The sequence below is a fragment of the Streptosporangium sp. LJ11 genome (assembly GCF_051918945.1).
Taxonomy (GTDB): Bacteria; Actinomycetota; Actinomycetes; order Streptosporangiales; family Streptosporangiaceae; genus Streptosporangium.
In genome coordinates this window covers 271,063-289,096 of record NZ_JBPXMB010000002.1, presented here as the reverse complement: position 1 = coordinate 289,096, position 18,034 = coordinate 271,063, and the positions used below count along the sequence as shown (strand labels likewise).

Sequence of the window (18,034 nt, the reverse complement as noted above, 5' to 3'; positions counted from 1 at the left end):
GGTGAGCACGGGCCGGGAGGTCCTCACGAGGGCACCTCCCAGTCGAATCGCGCGCGGATCGCCGCGCGCCCGGTGAGCACGGGCCGGGAGGTCCTCACGAGGGCACCTCCCAGTCGAATCGCGCGCGGATCGCCGCGCGCCCGGTGAGCACGGGCCGGGAGGTCCTCACGAGGGCACCTCCCAGTCGAATCGCGCGCGGATCGCCGCGCCGTGCGCCGGGAGGTCCTCGGTGTCGGCCAGCACGCACACGTGGGCGGCGGCACCGGCGAGGGCCTCGCGGCTGTAGTCGACGACGTGGATGCCGCGCAGGAACGTCTGCACCGACAGTCCCGAGGAGTGGCAGGCGCAGCCGCCGGTGGGCAGCACGTGGTTGGAGCCGGCCATGTAGTCGCCCAGCGAGACCGGCGCGTAGGAGCCGACGAAGATCGCTCCGGCGTTGCGCACCCGGGCGGCGAGCGCGTGCGCCCCGGCGGCGTGGATCTCCAGGTGCTCGGCGGCGTACGCGTCGACGACGCGCAGCCCGGCCTCCATGTCGTCGACCAGCAGGATGCCCGACTGGCGCCCCGACAGGGCCTCGGTGATCCGCTCGGCGTGCTTGGTCGCGGCGACCTGGCGGGGCAGCTCCCGCTCGACGGCCTCGGCCAGCTCCACCGAGTCGGTGACGAGCACGGCGGCGGCGATCGTGTCGTGCTCGGCCTGGCTGATCAGGTCGGCGGCGACGTGCACGGGGTCGGCCGTGGAGTCGGCGAGGATCGCGATCTCGGTGGGACCGGCCTCGGAGTCGATGCCGATGCGCCCCTTGAGCAGACGCTTGGCGGCGGCGACCCAGATGCTGCCGGGGCCGGTGACCATGGTGACCGGCGGGCACTCCTCGGTGCCGTACGCGAACATCGCCACCGCCTGGGCGCCGCCGACCGCGTAGACCTCGTCCACGCCGAGCAGCGCGCACGCCGCCAGGATGGCCGGGTGCGGCAGCCCGCCGAACTCGCGCTGCGCGGGCGAGGAGACCGCCAGGGAGGGCACCCCCGCCTCCTGGGCGGGGACGACGTTCATGACCACGCTGGAGGGGTAGACCGCCCGGCCGCCGGGGACGTACAGCCCCACGCGGTCGACGGGCACCCAGCGCTCGGTGACGGTGCCGCCGGGCACGACCTGGGTGGTGACGTCGGCGCGCCGCTGGTCGCGGTGGACGAGGCGGGTGCGGCGGATCGACTCCTCCAGCGCCGCCCTGACCTTCGGGTCGAGCCTCTCCAGCGCCCCGGTGATCGCCTCGGCGGACACCCGGGTGGACTCCAGCTCGACCCCCTCGAACCTGGCGGTCAGCTCGCGCACGGCGGCGACCCCGCGATGATGCACGTCCTCGCAGATGGGCCGCACCTTCTCCAGGGCGGCTTCGACGTCGAGGTCGGCACGGGGCAGCACGTCGCGAAGGTCCTCGGGCAGAGGCCCTCGCAGGTCGGTACGCGAAATCACCCGTTCAGTCTACGGAGGTCCGCCACCCGATATCGTCCCGTCCATCATCCGGACGATGCCTTTACTATGTAGATTTTAACCAGCCGCTACGCTTCCCCGGTGAGCAAGAGCAAGAGCAAGGGCGGGCAGGGAACCCCCGCGACGGTGGCCCTGGCCCAGGCCAAGGTCGATTTCACCCTGCACCCCTACGAGCACGACGCGAACGCGCAGGCCTACGGCGAGGAGGCGGCCGACGCCCTCGGAGTGCCGTACGGGCAGATCTTCAAAACCCTGGTCGCCGAGGTGGAGAGCGGGCTGGCCGTCGCGGTGGTGCCGGTGGCCGGCAAGCTCGACCTCAAGGCCTTCGCGGCGGCACTGGGGAGCAAGCGGGCGACGATGGCCGACGCGGCCAAGGTCGAGCGGGTCACCGGCTACGTGGTCGGCGGCATCAGCCCCCTCGGGCAGCGCAGGCGCCTGCCGACCGTGGTCGACGCCTCCGCGCTCGGCTTCGCGACGATCTACTTCTCCGCCGGGCGGCGCGGGCTGCAGATCGAGACCGCCCCCTCGGAGCTGGTCCGGCTCACCCAGGCCGTCACCGCCCCCATCGGAAAACCCGGCTGACCGCCTCGCGAGGTCCCACAAGACGGACCCGCTCCCCCCGCCAGGTCCTGTCGAAGGTTGCCGACGCGGCGCGCGGTGACATTCGGTCAGACTCGGTACGACAGGACACACCTGACCAGGGACATCCGGGGGGAAGATGCACTACTTGACCGCCACCGAGATGATCGAGCTGCTGCGTACCAGGCAGGTCGGTGCGGTCGAGCTGCTCGACGCGCACCTGCGGCGGATCGAGGAGGTCAACCCGGAGGTCAACGCGATCGTCACGCTGGTGGCCGAGCGTGCCAGGCGGGAGGCCGAGGAGGCCGACCGGGACCTGGCCCGCGGCCGGTGGCGGGGGCCGCTGCACGGCCTGCCGGTCGCGCACAAGGACCTGGCCGACACCGCGGGAATCCGCACCACGTACGGCTCCCCGATCTTCGCCGACCACGTCCCCGACACCGACGCGCCGATCGTGCGGCGGATGCGCGAAGCCGGGGCGATCACGGTCGGCAAGACCAACACCCCGGAGTTCGGCACCGGCTCGCACACCGTGAACGAGATCTTCGGCGCCACCCGCAACCCCTACGACCTGTCGAGGTCGGCCGGGGGCAGCAGCGGCGGGGCCGCGGCGGCGCTGGCGACCGGCATGGTGGCGCTGGCCGACGGCTCCGACATGGGCGGCTCGCTGCGCAACCCGGCCTCCTTCTGCAACGTGGCGGGGCTGCGGCCCACCCCGGGGCGGGTCCCCTCCCCGTCGCCCGTCGCGGCCTGGTTCACCCTCGGCGTGCCGGGCCCCATGGCCCGTACCGCGGAGGACCTGGCGCTGCTGATGAGCGCGGTGGCGGGGTTCGACGCCGCCTCCCCCCTGTCGATCATCGGGAGCGGCTCCGCCTTCGCCGGGCCGCTGGACCTCGACCTGACCGGGATGCGCGTGGCCTGGAGCCCCGACCTGGGCGGGCTGCCGGTCGACGCGGAGACGGCCGAGGTCACCGCGGACGCCCCGGCCGCCCTCGAGGGGCTGGGCGCGCGGGTGGAGCGGGTGGATCTGGACCTGTCCGCCGCCGAGGACGCCTTCCGGATCTACCGCGCGTGGTACTACGCGCTGTCCTACGGCGACCTGCCGCCGGAGAGCCTGGGGGCGAACGTGCGCTGGAACGTCGAGCGGGGCCGCGAGGTGACCGGCGCCGACCTGGCCCGCGCGGAGCGGCTGCGCAGCGGGCTCTACCAGCGGATGAACTCCTTCTTCGACACCTACGACTTCCTGATCGCGCCGGTCAGCCAGGTGCCGCCGTTCCCGGTGGACGCCCCGTACGTCTCGGAGATCAACGGGGAGGCGCTGCCCGACTACCTGGCGTGGATGCGCTCGGCCTACTGGGTCAGCGTGCTGCACACCCCGGCGGCGTCGGTGCCGTGCGGGTTCACCCCCGGCGGGCTGCCGGTGGGCGTGCAGATCATCGGGCGTCCCTTCGCCGACATGGCGGTGCTGCGGCTGGCCCACGCGTTCGAGCGCGCCACCGGCCACAGCTCGCGCAGGCCGCCCCTCTGACCCCGGCCCCCTCGGACCCCGGATCGGCGCCTACCGGTCGCCGATCCGGCCGCTGATGTCGTACGACGACAGCGGCCCGTAGGGGTCGTTCCCGCCGAACGGACGGCGCAGCGGGGAGTCGCGGTAACCCGCGATGCCCTCCAGGGCGAAGAAGAGACCGGCCGCCAGCGTCGGCCACGCGAACAGCACCCCCTTGGCGGTCAGCGCCAGCGGCCCCGCGATCAGCGGCCTGGACGTCCCCGAGGCGGTGACGCTCACGGCCCCGAGGTTGACCGCCTCCCCGACCACCAGCGCCAGGTACGCGCCGCACAGGCCGCCCGCGGCCAGGCCCATCACCACCGGCAGCGGCCGGCCCCCGCGCGACACGCTGTAACCGACGGCTCCGCAGACGAGCCCGAGCGCGCCGGTGATCACGGCGAACCAGCCGTCGGCGGCGATCAGCGCCTGTGTGGAGGGGTCCGCCAGCAGCGGTCCCCGGCTCGTCGCGACGTACGGGGCGCGCGGCGCCGCCAGCGACCACAGGACCCCGGCGACGACCCCGGCCAGCGCGAGCACCAGCACGGTGATCACAAAGTCACGCATGCCGCGCACCATGGTTCCCTCACCCTCTGTGCAGATGTGCCCGATGTTACATAGCCCTCGGCCCGGCGCCATCCGAGGCTTCGACCGAATCCCGTTACTCTGGCGGGGTGAATGAAGAGGTATGGCTGATCGAACCCTCCGGGCCGCTGCGCGGCGATGTCGAGGTCCGCGGCTCCAAGAACGGCGTCTCCAAGCACATGGTCGCCGCGATGCTGGGCACCGGTGAGAGCACGATCCAGAACGCCCCGGACGTGGGCGAGGTGGGGATCACCGCTCAGATGCTGCGGGCGCTCGGCATCGACGTGGAGATCAGCGCCGGGGAGATCTCCGTCGCCCCGGGCAAGCAGATCAACCCGCACGTCCCCGCGGCGTTCACCGGTCTCAACAGGATCCCGATCCTGATGCTCGGCCCGCTGCTGCACCTGGCGGGCGAGGCGTTCGTGCCGCTGGTGGGCGGCGATCCGATCGGCCGCCGGCCCGTCGACTTCCACGTCGAGGCGCTGCGCGCGATGGGCGCCGAGGTCGAGGTGAGCGACACGGGGGTGTACGCCAAGGCCAAGCGGCTGCGCGGCACCCGGATCGAGCTGCCCTACCCCAGCGTCGGAGCCACCGAGACGATCCTGATGTCGGCGGTGCTGGCCGAGGGCAAGACCGTGCTGAAGGGCGCGGCGATGGAGCCCGAGGTAGTGGAGCTCGCCCTGTTCCTGCAGCGCATGGGCGCCCGCATCGAGCTGAGCCCCGACCGGCGCATCGTGATCGAGGGCGTGGAGCGCCTGCACGGCGCCTCCACCTGGCTCAACGGCGACCGCATCGAGGCGTTCTCCTACCTGGCGGCCGGTCTGATCACCGGCGGGCAGGTGCGGGTGCACGGCTGCCCGCAGGACCGGCTGGTGACCGCGATCACCACCCTGGCCAGGATGGGCGCCGAGGTCGACATCACCGACGACTACCTGTCGGCGTCCGCGCCGCACGGGCTGCGGGCCGCGGCGGTGCAGACCGACACGCACCCGGGGTTCATGACCGACTGGCAGACCCCCCTGATGGTGCTGTTCACGCAGGCCCAGGGCATGTCGGTGCTGCACGAGACGGTGTTCGAGAACCGCCTGGTCTACGTGCCCGCGCTGCAGAAGATGGGCTGCGAGATCGAGGTGTTCGACGTCTGCCTCGGCGGCCCCGCCTGCCGCTACCACGACACCAACGCCAAGCACTCGGCGGTCGTGCGCGGCGTGTCCAGGCTGAGCGGCGCCGACGTGACGCTGCCCGACATCCGGGCCGGGTTCTCGGCCGTGCTGGCCGCCGCCGCGGCCGAGGGCACCTCCACGCTGCGCGGGGTGCACCACATCGAGCGGGGCTACCACCGGCCGTTCGAGCAGTTCGCCTCGCTCGGGCTGAAGATCAGTCGAGAAAAGGTGCAGAACGGGTAAGGATTGGCAATCGGGTGTTTGTGGGTGATCACCTGGTCGCACGTTACTATGCGTGACATCGCGCCCAGAGGTGAGACGTGGTCCCGGCGCGTGCCTGCGCGGGCTGGTGGCCTGCGGGGTGTTCGGCGGGCTGCTGGCCGCCCTGGCCGCGCTGCCACTGGTCGGCACGGCCGGGCTCACCGTCAACAACGTCGCGAGGACCCTCACCGACCTGCCCCCGAGCCCCCGGGAGAACCCGCTCCCCCAGCGCACCGTGCTGCTGGACAGGAACGGCAAGCGGTTCGCCCAGTTCTACACGGAGAACCGGACGGTGGTGACGCTCTCCCAGGTCGCCCCCGTCATGCGTGACGCGATCGTGGCGATCGAGGACTCGCGTTTCTACGAGCACGCGGGCCTGGACATCAAGGGCACCCTGCGCGCCCTGGTCACCAACACCAAGGCGGGCGAGGTGCGGCAGGGCGGGTCCTCGCTCACCCAGCAGCTCGTGAAGAACATCCTGGTCGAGAACTCCGAGAGCGACACCGAGCGGGCCCAGGCCCGCGCGCCCAGCATCCAGCGCAAGATCAACGAGCTGCGGTACGCGCTGGCGATGGAGCGCAAGTACAGCAAGGCCGAGATCCTGGAGCGCTATCTCAACATCGCCTACTTCGGCGCGGGCGCCTTCGGGGTGGAGGCCGCCGCCCAGCGGTTCTTCTCGGTCCCGGCCGCCCGGCTGACCCTGCCCCAGGCGGCGACGCTGGCCGGCGCGGTCCGCACGCCGTACGCCACCGACCCGTCGCTGGACGTCAAGCGCAGGGAGCGGCTGCGCGAGCGCAGGGACATCGTCCTGGACCGGATGGCCCAGCTGTCGTACGTCACCCCGGCGCGGGCCGAGGCCGCCAAGAGGCGCCCGCTGGCCATCCGCCTCAAGCCCGAACCCGGCGGCTGCCAGGGAAGCGTCTACCCCTACTTCTGCCTCTACGTGCACCGGGAGCTGCTGACCAACAGGGCCTTCGGCCACACCCGCGCGGAGCGGGAACGCCGCCTGGCCAGGGGCGGCATCGTGCTGCGCACCACCCTGGCGCCGAAGGCGCAGCGGGCGGCGGAACGCGCCATCGCCGCGCGGGTCGGCAGGAAGGACACCGAGGTCGCGGCCGAGGCCATGATCCAGCCGGGCACCGGGCGGATCCGGGCCATGGCGGCGAGCAAGAGGTACGGCAGCAACAACGGCAACGGCAACACCGGCCCCGACACAACCTACAACCTGGTCGCCGACATGGCGCACGGCGGCGGCCAGGGCTTCCAGGCGGGCTCGACGTTCAAGGTGTTCACCCTGGCGACCGCGCTGGCCCAGGGCTGGCGGTTCGACCAGGGCTTCATGACGCCCGGCAGTTTCGTACCCGACAGCGGTTTCACCGACTGCCGGGGCCGCAAGGTCAACGACCCTCGCGCGGAGATCTTCAACGCGAGCGGCGAGGGCAAGGGCGGCCCGCAGAGCCTGTCCACCGGCACCTGGAAGTCGGTGAACATCTTCTACATGATGCTGGAGCAGCGGGTGGGCCTGTGCCCGGTCGTCACGACCGCCAGGGCGATGGGCATCGCCCGCGCCGACGGCACCCCCCTGCGGGAGGTGCCGACCTTCACCCTCGGCGTGAACGAGATGGACCCGGTGACCGTGGCGGCCGCGTTCGCCGCGTTCGGGGCGCGGGGCCGCTACTGCCGCCCGATGGCCATCGTCGAGATCGTCGAGCGGGACGGCAGGCGCTTCAAGATCCCGCCCAGCTGCGCGCGGGCGATCGAGCGCGACGTGGCCGACGCGGTCAACCACCTCCTGGCCGGGGTGTTCACCAAGGGCACCATGACCGGCCAGAGCATCGGTCGCCCGGCCGCGGGCAAGACGGGCACCAACAACGGCTACACGTCGGCCTGGTTCGCCGGCTACACCCCGGACCTGGCCGCGGCGGTCAGCGTGGGCGACATCCGGGGCTCCTACCGCTACCCGCTGACCGACGTCGAGATCGGCGACGAGTACTTCGGCGCGGTCCAGGGGGCCTCCCTGCCGGGACCGATCTGGGTCTCGTCGATGTCGGCGGCTCTCGACGGTACGCGCGAGACCCGCTTCCACCACCCCGACATGGGCCGGTTCGGCGGCGGGTTCACCCCCGGCATGGAGGAGGCCCTGGCCAGGGAACGCGAGGAGGACGGCGAGGACGGCAGGCGTCGCGGCGCCCGGGGGGAGCGCGAGGACCGCGGCGCCCGGGGGGAGCGCGGACGCCGCTTCCGCGAGGAGCGCACGTACCGGGAGGAGCGCCGGTATCGGGGGGAGCGCCGATACCGCGACAACGGCGCGCACCGCCGGTACCGCGGCCGCCCGCGCTGACCGCCGGCCGCCCCCCGTCCCATCGCCGGGACGGGGGGCGGCCGGCGAACCGGCGCCCGGGTGGCGGTGAGCACCTGATGGACCGGCTGGCGCGTCAGCGCTTGACCAGCACCTGCCGGGTCGGGAGGAGCACCGGAGGCCGGGCGCTCTTCGCCGCCGCCGCGGACGGGCCGCACAGCGCCCGGACGAAGTGGTCGCCCATCGCGTAGTCGATCGCGTGCGGCTGCGGGTAACCGTTCGCGTCGAGCTGCTGGTACTTCATGAGGTTGAACCCCAGGGAGAGCTGGCGCCGGCCGTCCTCGCCGGACATGGAGATCGTGCCCATGCCGAACACTCCCCCGTCGTGGCCCCAGAACCGGCCGCAGGGCAGGTCCTGGGCGTAGATGCCGAGACCGTAGTTCATCACGACGTTGCCCTGGGCGTCGGTGACCGGCACCGTCGTCCGCATCTGGGCAAGCTGCGCGGGGGCGAGCAGCCCGCCGCCCAGCAGTTCCCGGTAGAAGCGGTTGAGGTCCTCCATGGTCGCGACGACGGCGCCCGCCGTGCCCGCCCACGACATGTCGTAGACGCTGTAGTCGCGCGGCGGGTCGATGTAGCCGTACAGCGCCTCGTACGCCTTGGAGTGCGGCCCGGGGATGATCGGTGTACGCGGGAAGGACGTGTCGCGCAGCCCGGCCGCGCGAATCACGTGGCGGGTGATGTACGCCTCCGCCCCGGTGCCGGTCACCTTCTCCAGGAGCAGACCGGCGATCACGTAGTTGGTGTTGGAGTACGACCACAGCTGCCCCGGCTCGCCCGTGCGCGGCGCCTCCAGCCCGAACCTCACCAGCTCCAGCGGGCTGATCCTGCGGAACCGGTGGTCGTCGAGACTCTGCGGGGATCCCTGAACGAGGGAGGGGAAGGCCCCCGCGACGTAGTCGCCGATGCCGCTGGTGTGGTTGAGCAGCATCCGGACCGTGATCTTCTGGCCGAGCTCGTCCGGCAGCAGGCCGGGGAGATAGCGGGCGACGGGCGCGTCCAGCTCGACGCGGCCCCGCCCGACCTGCTGGAGGATCGCCACGGCCGTGAAGGTCTTGGTGACGCTGCCCACCCGGTGGACCATCCGGGGGTGGACGGGCCGCCGGGTCCGCACGTCGGCGACGCCCGCCGCCCCCAGCCATCGCGCGCCGCCGTCCCGGACGGCGGAGTAGGTGCCGTACATGCCGGCCTCGTGGATCGCGTCGAGGCTCCGCCGGAGCGCCTCGCGGTCGAGCCCGGCCTCCTGACCGGCCGGCACCGCGGGCCCGGGGACGGGTCCGGCGGACGCGGGAGGCGCGGCGGCCCAGGTCACGAGTATCGCGCTCAACCCGAGGCCGGCGATCGTCCGTCCGCGGTGGGGAGACCGCGCGAGAGTCATCGGCTGTCAGCTCCTCAGATCCGGAATATACGACAAGACGATCATCGCAATTCCGGCCCGCTTCTCCCTCCTCACCGCGGACGACCTGTCTCTGGTCCGCCAGGACGAAGGCCGGGAGCGCGCTCCGATGCAAAATGTCATGACGGGCGAGCCGGGCCGCCCTGCTCCCGCGCCAGGACTGAGCAGCGGCGAGCGATCGCCACCCGCTTCGGCAGGCTCGCCGGCGCCCTGATGCTCCGGCTCCGCCACCTCGAACTGTCCGGCACGCTCTAGCGGACGAGCGGGATGCGGAGCACGAAGCAGGCGCCGCCCTCGGTCACGTCCTCGACGTGCAGGCTGCCCCGGTGGGCCTGGGCGATGTCGCGGGCGATGGCCAGGCCCAGGCCGGTGCCTCCGCAGCCGCGGCTGCGGGCGGTGTCCAGGCGGACGAATCGCTGGAACACGCGTTCGCGGTCGGCCGGGGCGATTCCCTTTCCGTCGTCGGCCACCGCCAGCTCCGCGTGGCCGCCTGCGCGGCGCAGGTCGACCTTCAGCCTGCGGGTGGCGTGACGCCGGGCGTTGTCCAGCAGGTTGGCGAGCAAACGGGAGAGCTGCCAGGGCGCGGCTTCCACGGTCACCGCCGGCTCGACGTTGAGCCGTACGTCATGACCGTCGGTCCACCGGGCCGCCGCCGTCTCGACCAGGGCGGTCAGGTCCACTTCTTCCCGCGTTCTGTCGAGGTCGGACTCGATCGTGGACAGCAGGAGCAGGTCGTCGACGATGCTCTCCAACCGGTCAAGGTCGTTCGTCACGTGGTCCAGCAGGTCGGGCAGGCAGATGTCGTCCGGGTGCAGCTGCGCCGCCTCGACTTGCACGCGCAGCGCGGCGAGCGGCGTACGCAGCTCGTGCGAGGCGTCGGCGGCGAATTGACGTTGCCGGTCCAGTACCTGCTCGGCGTGCGTTCGGGCCTCCCTGACCTGCTCGTTCAGCGTCCGCAGTTTCGTGGAGCGTGCGCAGAGCCGCGCCTCCGCCGCCTCCAACGCCTCCACCGCCTCCTCACCCGAGCACGGGCCGAGCACGGGGGAACCTGCACGCGGGGGTTGTTGGCCGAGCCCGGTCGCCTCCTGCGTGCGGTGGACGAACAGCATCACCGCTCCGCCCGGGCCGAGGACGGAAGAGTCGATCATGTTCCCGTACCGGTTCCGGGGCGCGCCGCCGGAGGGCACCGCGGCGTGCTTCTGCGGTGTCACCGCCTCGGCGGCCGCACGAACCTGGCCCAGCGACGCTTCGAGGTGCCGCAGCGCGCACCGGTGACCGGGATCGGTGCGGTCCTGGGGGAACGGGTCGGACACATGCCGGCCCAGCACGTCCTCCCGCCGGCGTCCGCAGAGGTCAAGATAGGCCTGGTTGACGGCCAAGATGATCATATCCAGTGTCATGACCAGGCAGGGGCCGGAAACGGCCGTGAACAGGGCGGCGACGTTGATGTCGTGTGCCATCAGAGTCCTCTTCCGACGCTCGGTGAGCTCATGGATCCAGCGGTGTGCCCACCGGGGCAACCGAACCCGCCAGGGGTAGTCGCAGCACGAAGCACGCGCCGCCGTTCTCGGCCTCCCGGACGTGCAGGCTGCCGATGTGGGCCTGGGCGATGTCGCGGGCGATGGCCAGACCCAGTCCGGTGCCGGTGTGGTCGAGCCGGCGCGCGGCCTGCAGACGGGTGAAGCGCTGGAAGATGCGTTCTCGTTCGGATTCCGCGACTCCTTCGCCGTCGTCGGTGACCGTCAGCTCGGCGCTGTCGCCGTCGCGGCTCACCCGGACCTCGATCATTTGCTGGGCGTGCCGCTGGGCGTTGTCCAGCAGGTTGGTGAGCACTCGGCTGATCCGGATCGGGATGGCCACAACGGTCACCCCGGTTTCCAGCCGGTGCCGGACCGCGATGCAGTCGGCCCTGCGGCCGATCTCGTCATGGACGAGTTCGGCGAGATCGAGCCGTTGCGGCTCGTTGGGCGGGCCGGCCTCCATCTCGGCGAGGATGCGCATATCGGTGATGATCGCGTTCAGCCGCTCGACGTTCCTCAGCGCGTTGGCGAGCAGGTCGCACAGGTCGGTCTCGTCGGGATGCAGGCGGGCCTCCTCCAACTCCGTGCGCAGCCCCGCGACCGTCGTGCGCAGCTCGTGCGAGGCGTCGGACGCGAAACGCTGTTTTTTCTGTAGTTCGCGCTGTAGCTCGCGCACCATGTCCGAGGGGATCCGGATCGTCTGCGCAATCTGGCCTTCACCAGCCTGGCGGGGAGCCCCACGGTCGAAACGGGGTCCTGAGTGTGCTGTCAAGACACAGACTTCCTTTCAAGCGATTTTGCGGGGGATATGCGATTTTGTGGGAGATACCAGCCGATAGCCGTCGCGGGGCAGATGCGGCACACCGTTGGCGGCGATGTCCGGTGGGGCGGCCACCGCCCGGGGCCCTGCACGGCGGGCTTCGTCACGGCATGGACCCGATCACGCCGGTCCCGCGGACCACAGATGTTCGTGACGAACCTCTGTCGCCGGACACGCGCCGCCGCCCGTCATAAGTCATGACAGGGCAGGTCATCGTCCTGTGACAGGTACGCGAACAATCGTGGTGGCGGGTGGCGCCGTCAGACGGTGATCGGTCCCGGCCGGTCCCTGACGCTCGTCGTCCACACCGTGCCCTCGGGCGGCGGGAGCCGCGGCACACTGCGCCCGCCGCCCGCCACCGGTGAGCAACGCCTTCGGCAGGGGCCGGCCCGGCCACACCCCGGCGTGGGCGGCGTGGGCGGCGTGGGCGGCGTGGGCACTGAAAACTTTCCGCAGGATCTGTCACAGGCCGCAGGGCCGTCCTGTCCTAGCTGGAGACCGAGGGCGAGCGAGCGCCCCGGCGGACGGAAAGGTTCACCATGAAGATCGTGGTAGTCGGCGGGACCGGTCTCATCGGGTCGAAGCTCGTGACGAAGCTGAGGGAGCACGGTCACGAGGCGGTGGCGGCGGCGCCGAACACCGGAGTCAACACCCTCACCGGTGAAGGGCTGGCCGAGGTGCTGAAGGGCGCGCAGGTGGTGATCGACGTGTCGAACTCCCCCTCCTTCGAGGAAACCGCCGTGATGGATTTCTTCACCACCTCCACCCGCAACCTGCTCGCCGCGGAGGCGGAGGCCGGCGTCGGCCACCACGTCGCGCTGTCGGTGGTGGGTACGGAACGGCCGCCCGGCAACGCCTACTTCCGAGCGAAGATCGCTCAGGAGAAGCTGATCGCGGAGTCGTCGATCCCGTTCTCGCTCGTGCACGCGACCCAGTTCTTCGAGTTCGTCCGGCGCATCGCCGACGAGGCCACGGACGGCGACCGGGTGCGGATGGCGCCCGTGCTCTTCCAGCCCATGGCGGGCGATGACGTCGCCCAGGCGGTCGGCCGGGTCGCGGTGGGATCGCCGCTGAACGGCAGGATGGAGGTCGGCGGGCCCGAGCGGTTCCGGATGGACGACTTCTTCCGGGAGGCCTTGACCGCCTGGGGCGACCCGCGCGAGGTGGTCACCGACCCGCAGGCGCACTACTTCGGCAGCGTGCCGAGCGAGCGCACGCTGGTGCCCGATGACGGCGCCTCCCTGGGGCGGATCCGCTACCGCGACTGGCTCGACCGGAGCGCCACCGGAAAGTAGGCCGACGAAAGGCGGCTCCATGCCCAGGTTGAGATCAACCGCCTGACAGGCGGCGCTCACCATGCCGCGGGGGGCGGAACCGCGCCGTCCGGCGCCTGCCCGCCCCCCGCGCGAGGACGCGGGCCCGCCGGCTCTCAGGCCCCGAGGCAGGCGGGGCCGAGGAGCTGCTTCAGGTCGCCCATCAGGGCCGGGGACGGCGACACCCGCAGGCGGTCGTCGAGGCGCACGATCGTGGTCTTCGGACCGTTGTGGACCTGAAGGTGCACCTCGGTGGTGCCGGGGTGCGCGGTCAGCACCTCCTTGAGGCGGCCGACCACCGGCGGGGTGCAGCGGGCCAGGGCGAGGCTGACGGCCAGCGGGCCACCGGCCTCGCGGGTCAGGTCGGGGGCCGTCACCTCCATCGCGATGATCTTCCCGACGTCCTCGCGCTTGTCCAGGCGCCCCTTGACGAACACGATCGCGTCCTCGGCGAGCACCGTCGCGCAGAGCTGGTACGCGGACGGGAAGATCATCACCTCGATCGCGCCCTCCAGGTCCTCCAGCTGGGTCAGGACCCAGGTGTCGCCCTTCTTGGTGACCTTGCGCTGCAGGCCGCTCAGGATGCCGCCGACGGTGACGACCTGGCCGTCGGTACGGTGCTCGTCCTGCAGCGAGGCGATCGAGCAGTCGGCGCCGGAGGCGAGGATGTGCTCCACGCCGAAGAGCGGGTGGTCGGAGACGTACAGGCCGAGCATCTCCCGCTCGAACTGCAGCAGGGTGTTCTTGTCCCACTCGCCCAGCGGGATCTGCACGTCGAAGGTCTCGTCCTCGGCGCCCTCGACGGCGCCGAACAGGGAGTCCTGTCCCTGGGCCTCGTTCTTCTTGATCCCGATGATGCTGTCGACGGCCTGCTCGTGGATCATCACCAGGCCCTTGCGCACGTGCCCGAAGGAGTCGAACGCACCGGCCTTGACCAGCGACTCGATGACCCGCTTGTTGCAGACCACCATGGGAACCTTGCGCAGGAAGTCCTTGAAGTCGGCGAAGCGGGTCTTCTCCTTGCGCGCGGCGATGATCCCGTCGACCACGTTGCCACCGACGTTGCGGATCGCCGACAGGCCGAACCGGACGTCGGTGCCGCGCGGGGTGAAGTCGAAGTCGGAGTCGTTGACGTCCGGCGGGAGCACCTTGATGCCCATGCGGCGGCACTCGTTGAGGTAGAGGGCCGACTTGTCCTTGTCGTCCTTGACCGAGGTCAGCAGGGCGGCCATGTACTCGGCCGGGTAGTTGGCCTTGAGATAGCCGGTCCAGTAGCAGACCAGGCCGTAGGCGGCGGTGTGCGCCTTGTTGAAGGCGTAGTCGGAGAAGGGCAGCAGGATGTCCCACAGGGCCTTGATCGCGGCGGCCGAGTAGCCGTTGTCCTTCATGCCCTGCTCGAAGAACTCGTACTGCTTGTCCAGCTCCGACTTCTTCTTCTTGCCCATCGCGCGGCGCAGCAGGTCGGCCTTGCCGAGCGAGAACCCGGCGACCTTCTGCGCGATGGCCATGACCTGCTCCTGGTAGACGATCAGGCCGTAGGTCGTGTCGAGGATCTCCTTGAGCGGTTCCTCCAGCTCGGGGTGGATCGGGGTGATCTCCTGCTGGCCGTTCTTGCGCATCGCGTAGTTGGTGTGGGAGTTGGCGCCCATCGGACCCGGCCGGTACAGCGCGAGCGCCGCCGAGATGTCCTCGAAGTTGTCGGGACGCATCAGCCGCAGCAGCGAGCGCATGCCGCCGCCGTCGACCTGGAACACGCCGAGCGTGTCACCCCTGGCCAGCAGCTCGTAGGTCTTGACGTCGTCCAGGGGCAGGTCGAGCAGATCGATCTTGGTGCCGGTGTTGACCTCGATGGCCTTCAGGCAGTCGTCGATGATCGTGAGGTTGCGCAGGCCCAGGAAGTCCATCTTCAGCAGGCCGAGCGTCTCGCAGGTCGGATAGTCGAACTGCGTGATGATCACACCGTCGGAGTCGCGGCGCATGATCGGGATGTAGTCGGTCAGCACCTCCGAGGACATGATCACGCCGGCGGCGTGCACGCCGGTCTGCCGGATCAGGCCCTCCAGGCCCCTGCCGAGGTCGATGGCCGACTTGACGTCGACGTCCTCCTCGTACAGCCTGCGCAGCTCGCCCGCCTCGTTGTAGCGCGGGTGGTCCTTGTCGAAGATGCCCGACAGCGGGATGTCCTTGCCCATCACCGCGGGCGGGAACGCCTTGGAGACCTTGTCGCCCAGCGCGTACGGGTGCCCGAGGACGCGGGCCGCGTCCTTGATGGCCGCCTTCGCCTTGATGGTGCCGAAGGTGGCGATCATGGCGACCTTGTCGGCGCCGTACTTCTCGGTCACGTAGCGGATCACGTCGCCGCGCCGGCGCTCGTCGAAGTCGATGTCGACGTCGGGCATGGAGACGCGGTCGGGGTTGAGGAACCGCTCGAAGATCAGGCCGTGCGGCAGCGGGTCGAGGTCGGTGATGCCCAGCGCGTACGCGGCCAGCGAGCCCGCCGCCGAACCACGGCCAGGTCCGACCCGGATGCCGTTGTTCTTGGCCCACATGATGAAGTCGGCGACCACGAGGAAGTAGGAGGGGAACCCCATCTGCAGGATGACGTTCATCTCGAACTCGATCTGGGCGCGGTGCTCCTCGTCGACGCCCTCGGGGAAGCGCCGCTCCATGCCCCGCCAGATCTCCTTGCGGAACCAGCTCTCCTCGGTCTCCCCCTCGGGGATCGGGAAGGTGGGCATCAGGTTCTTGAAGCCGAACATGCCGGTCGGGTCGACCTTCTCGGCGACCAGCAGCGTGTTGCGGCAGCCCTCGGCCCACAGGTCGGAGGAGTCGACGGCGCGCATCTCGTCGGCGTTCTTGATGTAGTAACCGCTGCCGTCGAAGCGGAAGCGGTCGGGGTCGGACAGCTGCTTGCCGGTCTGGATGCACAGGAGCGCGTCGTGGGAGGTCGCGTCCGACTCGTAGGTGTAGTGGGAGTCGTTGGTGACCAGCGGCGGGATGTCCAGCTCACGCGAGATGCGGGTCAGGCCGTCGCGGACCCGGCGCTCGATGTCGAGCCCGTGATCCATGATCTCCAGGTAGTAGTTGTCCTTGCCGAACAGGTCCTGGAACCTGGCCGCCGCGGCGACCGCCTCGTCGTACTGGCCCAGGCGCAGGCGGGTCTGCACCTCGCCCGACGGGCAGCCGGTGGTGGCCATCAGGCCCTCGGAGTGCTCGGCGAGGATCTCGGCGTCCATCCGGGCCCACTTGCGGACGAAGCCCTCGGTGTAGGCGCGCGAGGAGAGCTTCATCAGGTTGCCCAGGCCCGTGGCGTTCTTCGCCCAGATGGTCATGTGGGTGTAGTAGCCACCCGCCGAGACGTCGTCGCGCTTCTGGTGCGGCTCGCCCCACAGCACCGGCTTCTTCTGGTGCCGGGAGGCGGGGGCGACGTAGGCCTCGATGCCGATGATCGGCTTGATCCCGGCACCGGTCGCCTGCTTGTAGAAGTCGTAGGCGCCGTGCATGTTGCCGTGGTCGGTGATCGCGATGGCCGGCATGCCCAGGTCACCGACCTGTTTGAACATCTGCTTCAAACGGGCGGCTCCATCCAGCATGGAGTATTCCGTGTGAACGTGCAGATGCACAAACGAGTCTGACATGCGGCCCCGTCCTCCCCTAGTCGCACCGTCGGCGGGGAAAGCGTATCCAAATCTGAGTTTCGAAAGTGACTCATGCGCTCCGGGTCGCTTCTCCCCCGGCGGGGCCCGGGACGCTCCCGGCGCGAGGCCTACCCTTGATTCATAGTACGGATAACGATATATATCGTATATGGTACTACGCGAGCAGAGCTACCTGATCCTGCTGGCCCTGTCCGAGGGCCCGCTGCACGGGTACGGCGTGATCAAGACGGTGCGCGAGCTGTCCGAGGACCGCGTGCGGCTCGGCGCGGGCACCCTCTACGGCGCCCTGGACCGCCTGGCGGGAGAGGGCCTGGTCGCCGTGGTCAACGAGGAGGTCGTCGACGGCCGCCACCGGCGCTACTACGGCCTCAAGGGCCAGGGCCGCACGGTCCTGGCCGAGGAGACCTCCCGGCTGACCCGCCTCGCCGCCACCGCCCGGCGCCGGCTCGACCTCCGGCCGGGCACCTTGTGATCCGGGGGCTCCGTGACCCGGGCGCTTCCGGCGGCTCACCGGCCCGGGACCTTCCGAACGAGGACCTTCCACAGGAAGACCTTCCAAACGAGGACGAGATGAACGGGGACGAGATGAACGGCGACCTCTCGAACAGCGACCTCCCGAACGAGGGCGAGACGAACGCCTACGAACGCCGCTGCCGACGGCTGATACGCGCCTACCCTCCGCGCTACCGGAAGACCCGGGGGGAGGAGATCGTCGCCACCCTGCTGGAGCTCGCGGAGCCCGGCCGGAACGCGCCCTCCCTCCGCGACATCCTCGACGTCGTGCGCGGCGGTCTGCTCCAACGCCTGCGCGAGCGTCCCCCGGAGTGGCGACTGGCGCTCTACCGCCTGTTCCGCGTGCGACTGCCCGCCCGACACCTCGGCTGGGTCCGCGACGATCTCGCCGGCCGCCTCCTCGTCGAGCGCGAGTTCCTGTGGACGATCCTCGTGGTCGGCGCCCCCCTGCTGCTGCTCGAGCTCACCGGCCTGTCCGAAACGTTCCTGGGCCCCCGGCTCCACAACGGCCTGTGGTATTTCTACATGGGCTTCTTCCTACTGGTCAGCTACCTGGCGGCCAGGTTCCGGCGGGAGATCCTCCGCCATCGGATGCTCGCCAAGCACGGCCTGCTCCCCGATGGCTCACCTGGCCCCGACGGCTCGTCCGGCCCTGTCCGCTCCTGAGCCGACCGCTCCCGAGCCTTCCGGCCCCGAACCATCCGGTCTGACCGATCCGAACCGTCCGGCCCCCGGCCGCCCGCCGCTTCACGGCCGCGAGCGGCCATTCGGCATGTCCCGGCTCGGGCCGGTATCCCCGGTGTCGCGCATTCGGGCCGCGCCGACCACCACT

At 70.8% G+C, this 18,034-nt stretch carries 13 protein-coding genes; 7 read left to right on the top strand and 6 right to left on the bottom strand.

The window, feature by feature from the left end; genetic code table 11:
• Positions 1 to 165: 165 nt before the first annotated feature.
• A complete protein-coding gene (hisD, locus tag ACTOQ3_RS03830; RefSeq protein ID WP_440082016.1) occupies positions 166 to 1,473 on the bottom strand; it encodes a histidinol dehydrogenase in 1,308 nt (435 codons plus the stop codon).
• Positions 1,474 to 1,572: 99 nt separating this feature from the next.
• On the opposite strand from hisD, the gene ybaK reads away from it, so the two are divergent.
• Entirely contained in the window at positions 1,573 to 2,073 is a 501-nt protein-coding gene (ybaK, locus tag ACTOQ3_RS03825; RefSeq protein ID WP_440082015.1) for a Cys-tRNA(Pro) deacylase, read from the top strand.
• 136 nt (positions 2,074 to 2,209) lie between these two features.
• Positions 2,210 to 3,598, top strand: a complete 1,389-nt coding sequence (locus ACTOQ3_RS03820; RefSeq protein WP_440082014.1) for an amidase — start codon at positions 2,210 to 2,212, stop codon at positions 3,596 to 3,598.
• Positions 3,599 to 3,628: 30 nt separating this feature from the next.
• Here the strand turns inward: ACTOQ3_RS03820 and ACTOQ3_RS03815 are convergent, their stop codons facing one another.
• Positions 3,629 to 4,180: a hypothetical protein gene (locus ACTOQ3_RS03815; RefSeq protein ID WP_440082013.1), complete on the bottom strand. Its 552-nt coding sequence runs from the start codon at positions 4,178 to 4,180 to the stop codon at positions 3,629 to 3,631.
• A gap of 107 nt (positions 4,181 to 4,287) precedes the next feature.
• Between ACTOQ3_RS03815 and murA the strand changes: the two genes are divergently transcribed.
• Entirely contained in the window at positions 4,288 to 5,604 is a 1,317-nt protein-coding gene (gene murA / locus ACTOQ3_RS03810; RefSeq protein WP_440082012.1) for a UDP-N-acetylglucosamine 1-carboxyvinyltransferase, read from the top strand.
• 52 nt (positions 5,605 to 5,656) lie between these two features.
• A complete protein-coding gene (locus tag ACTOQ3_RS03805; protein ID WP_440082011.1) occupies positions 5,657 to 7,963 on the top strand; it encodes a transglycosylase domain-containing protein in 2,307 nt (768 codons plus the stop codon).
• Between the two features lie 94 nt (positions 7,964 to 8,057).
• On the opposite strand, the gene ACTOQ3_RS03800 is transcribed toward ACTOQ3_RS03805, so the two are convergent.
• The 3 genes from ACTOQ3_RS03800 to ACTOQ3_RS03790 all read right to left on the bottom strand — a co-directional run bounded on the left by ACTOQ3_RS03800 (position 8,058) and on the right by ACTOQ3_RS03790 (position 11,576).
• Positions 8,058 to 9,308, bottom strand: a complete 1,251-nt coding sequence (locus tag ACTOQ3_RS03800; protein ID WP_440082010.1) for a serine hydrolase domain-containing protein — start codon at positions 9,306 to 9,308, stop codon at positions 8,058 to 8,060.
• Between the two features lie 320 nt (positions 9,309 to 9,628).
• A complete protein-coding gene (locus ACTOQ3_RS03795) occupies positions 9,629 to 10,837 on the bottom strand; it encodes an ATP-binding protein (RefSeq protein ID WP_440082009.1) in 1,209 nt (402 codons plus the stop codon).
• A 28-nt stretch (positions 10,838 to 10,865) separates the two neighbouring features.
• The gene (locus ACTOQ3_RS03790) at positions 10,866 to 11,576 is read right to left on the bottom strand and encodes a sensor histidine kinase (protein ID WP_440082008.1); all 711 of its coding nucleotides are present in this window, start codon (positions 11,574 to 11,576) and stop codon (positions 10,866 to 10,868) included.
• A gap of 680 nt (positions 11,577 to 12,256) precedes the next feature.
• On the opposite strand from ACTOQ3_RS03790, the gene ACTOQ3_RS03785 reads away from it, so the two are divergent.
• Positions 12,257 to 13,012: an SDR family oxidoreductase gene (locus ACTOQ3_RS03785; RefSeq protein WP_440082007.1), complete on the top strand. Its 756-nt coding sequence runs from the start codon at positions 12,257 to 12,259 to the stop codon at positions 13,010 to 13,012.
• A 134-nt stretch (positions 13,013 to 13,146) separates the two neighbouring features.
• On the opposite strand, the gene dnaE is transcribed toward ACTOQ3_RS03785, so the two are convergent.
• Complete coding sequence (gene dnaE / locus ACTOQ3_RS03780; protein ID WP_440065035.1) at positions 13,147 to 16,668, bottom strand: DNA polymerase III subunit alpha; 3,522 nt, start codon at positions 16,666 to 16,668, stop codon at positions 13,147 to 13,149.
• A gap of 169 nt (positions 16,669 to 16,837) precedes the next feature.
• On the opposite strand from dnaE, the gene ACTOQ3_RS03775 reads away from it, so the two are divergent.
• Positions 16,838 to 17,161 carry a PadR family transcriptional regulator gene (locus ACTOQ3_RS03775; protein ID WP_440082006.1) on the top strand — a complete coding sequence of 108 codons (324 nt, stop codon included), beginning with the start codon at positions 16,838 to 16,840 and terminating at the stop codon, positions 17,159 to 17,161.
• 98 nt (positions 17,162 to 17,259) lie between these two features.
• Entirely contained in the window at positions 17,260 to 17,868 is a 609-nt protein-coding gene (locus tag ACTOQ3_RS03770) for a hypothetical protein (protein WP_440082005.1), read from the top strand.
• Positions 17,869 to 18,034 lie beyond the last annotated feature (166 nt).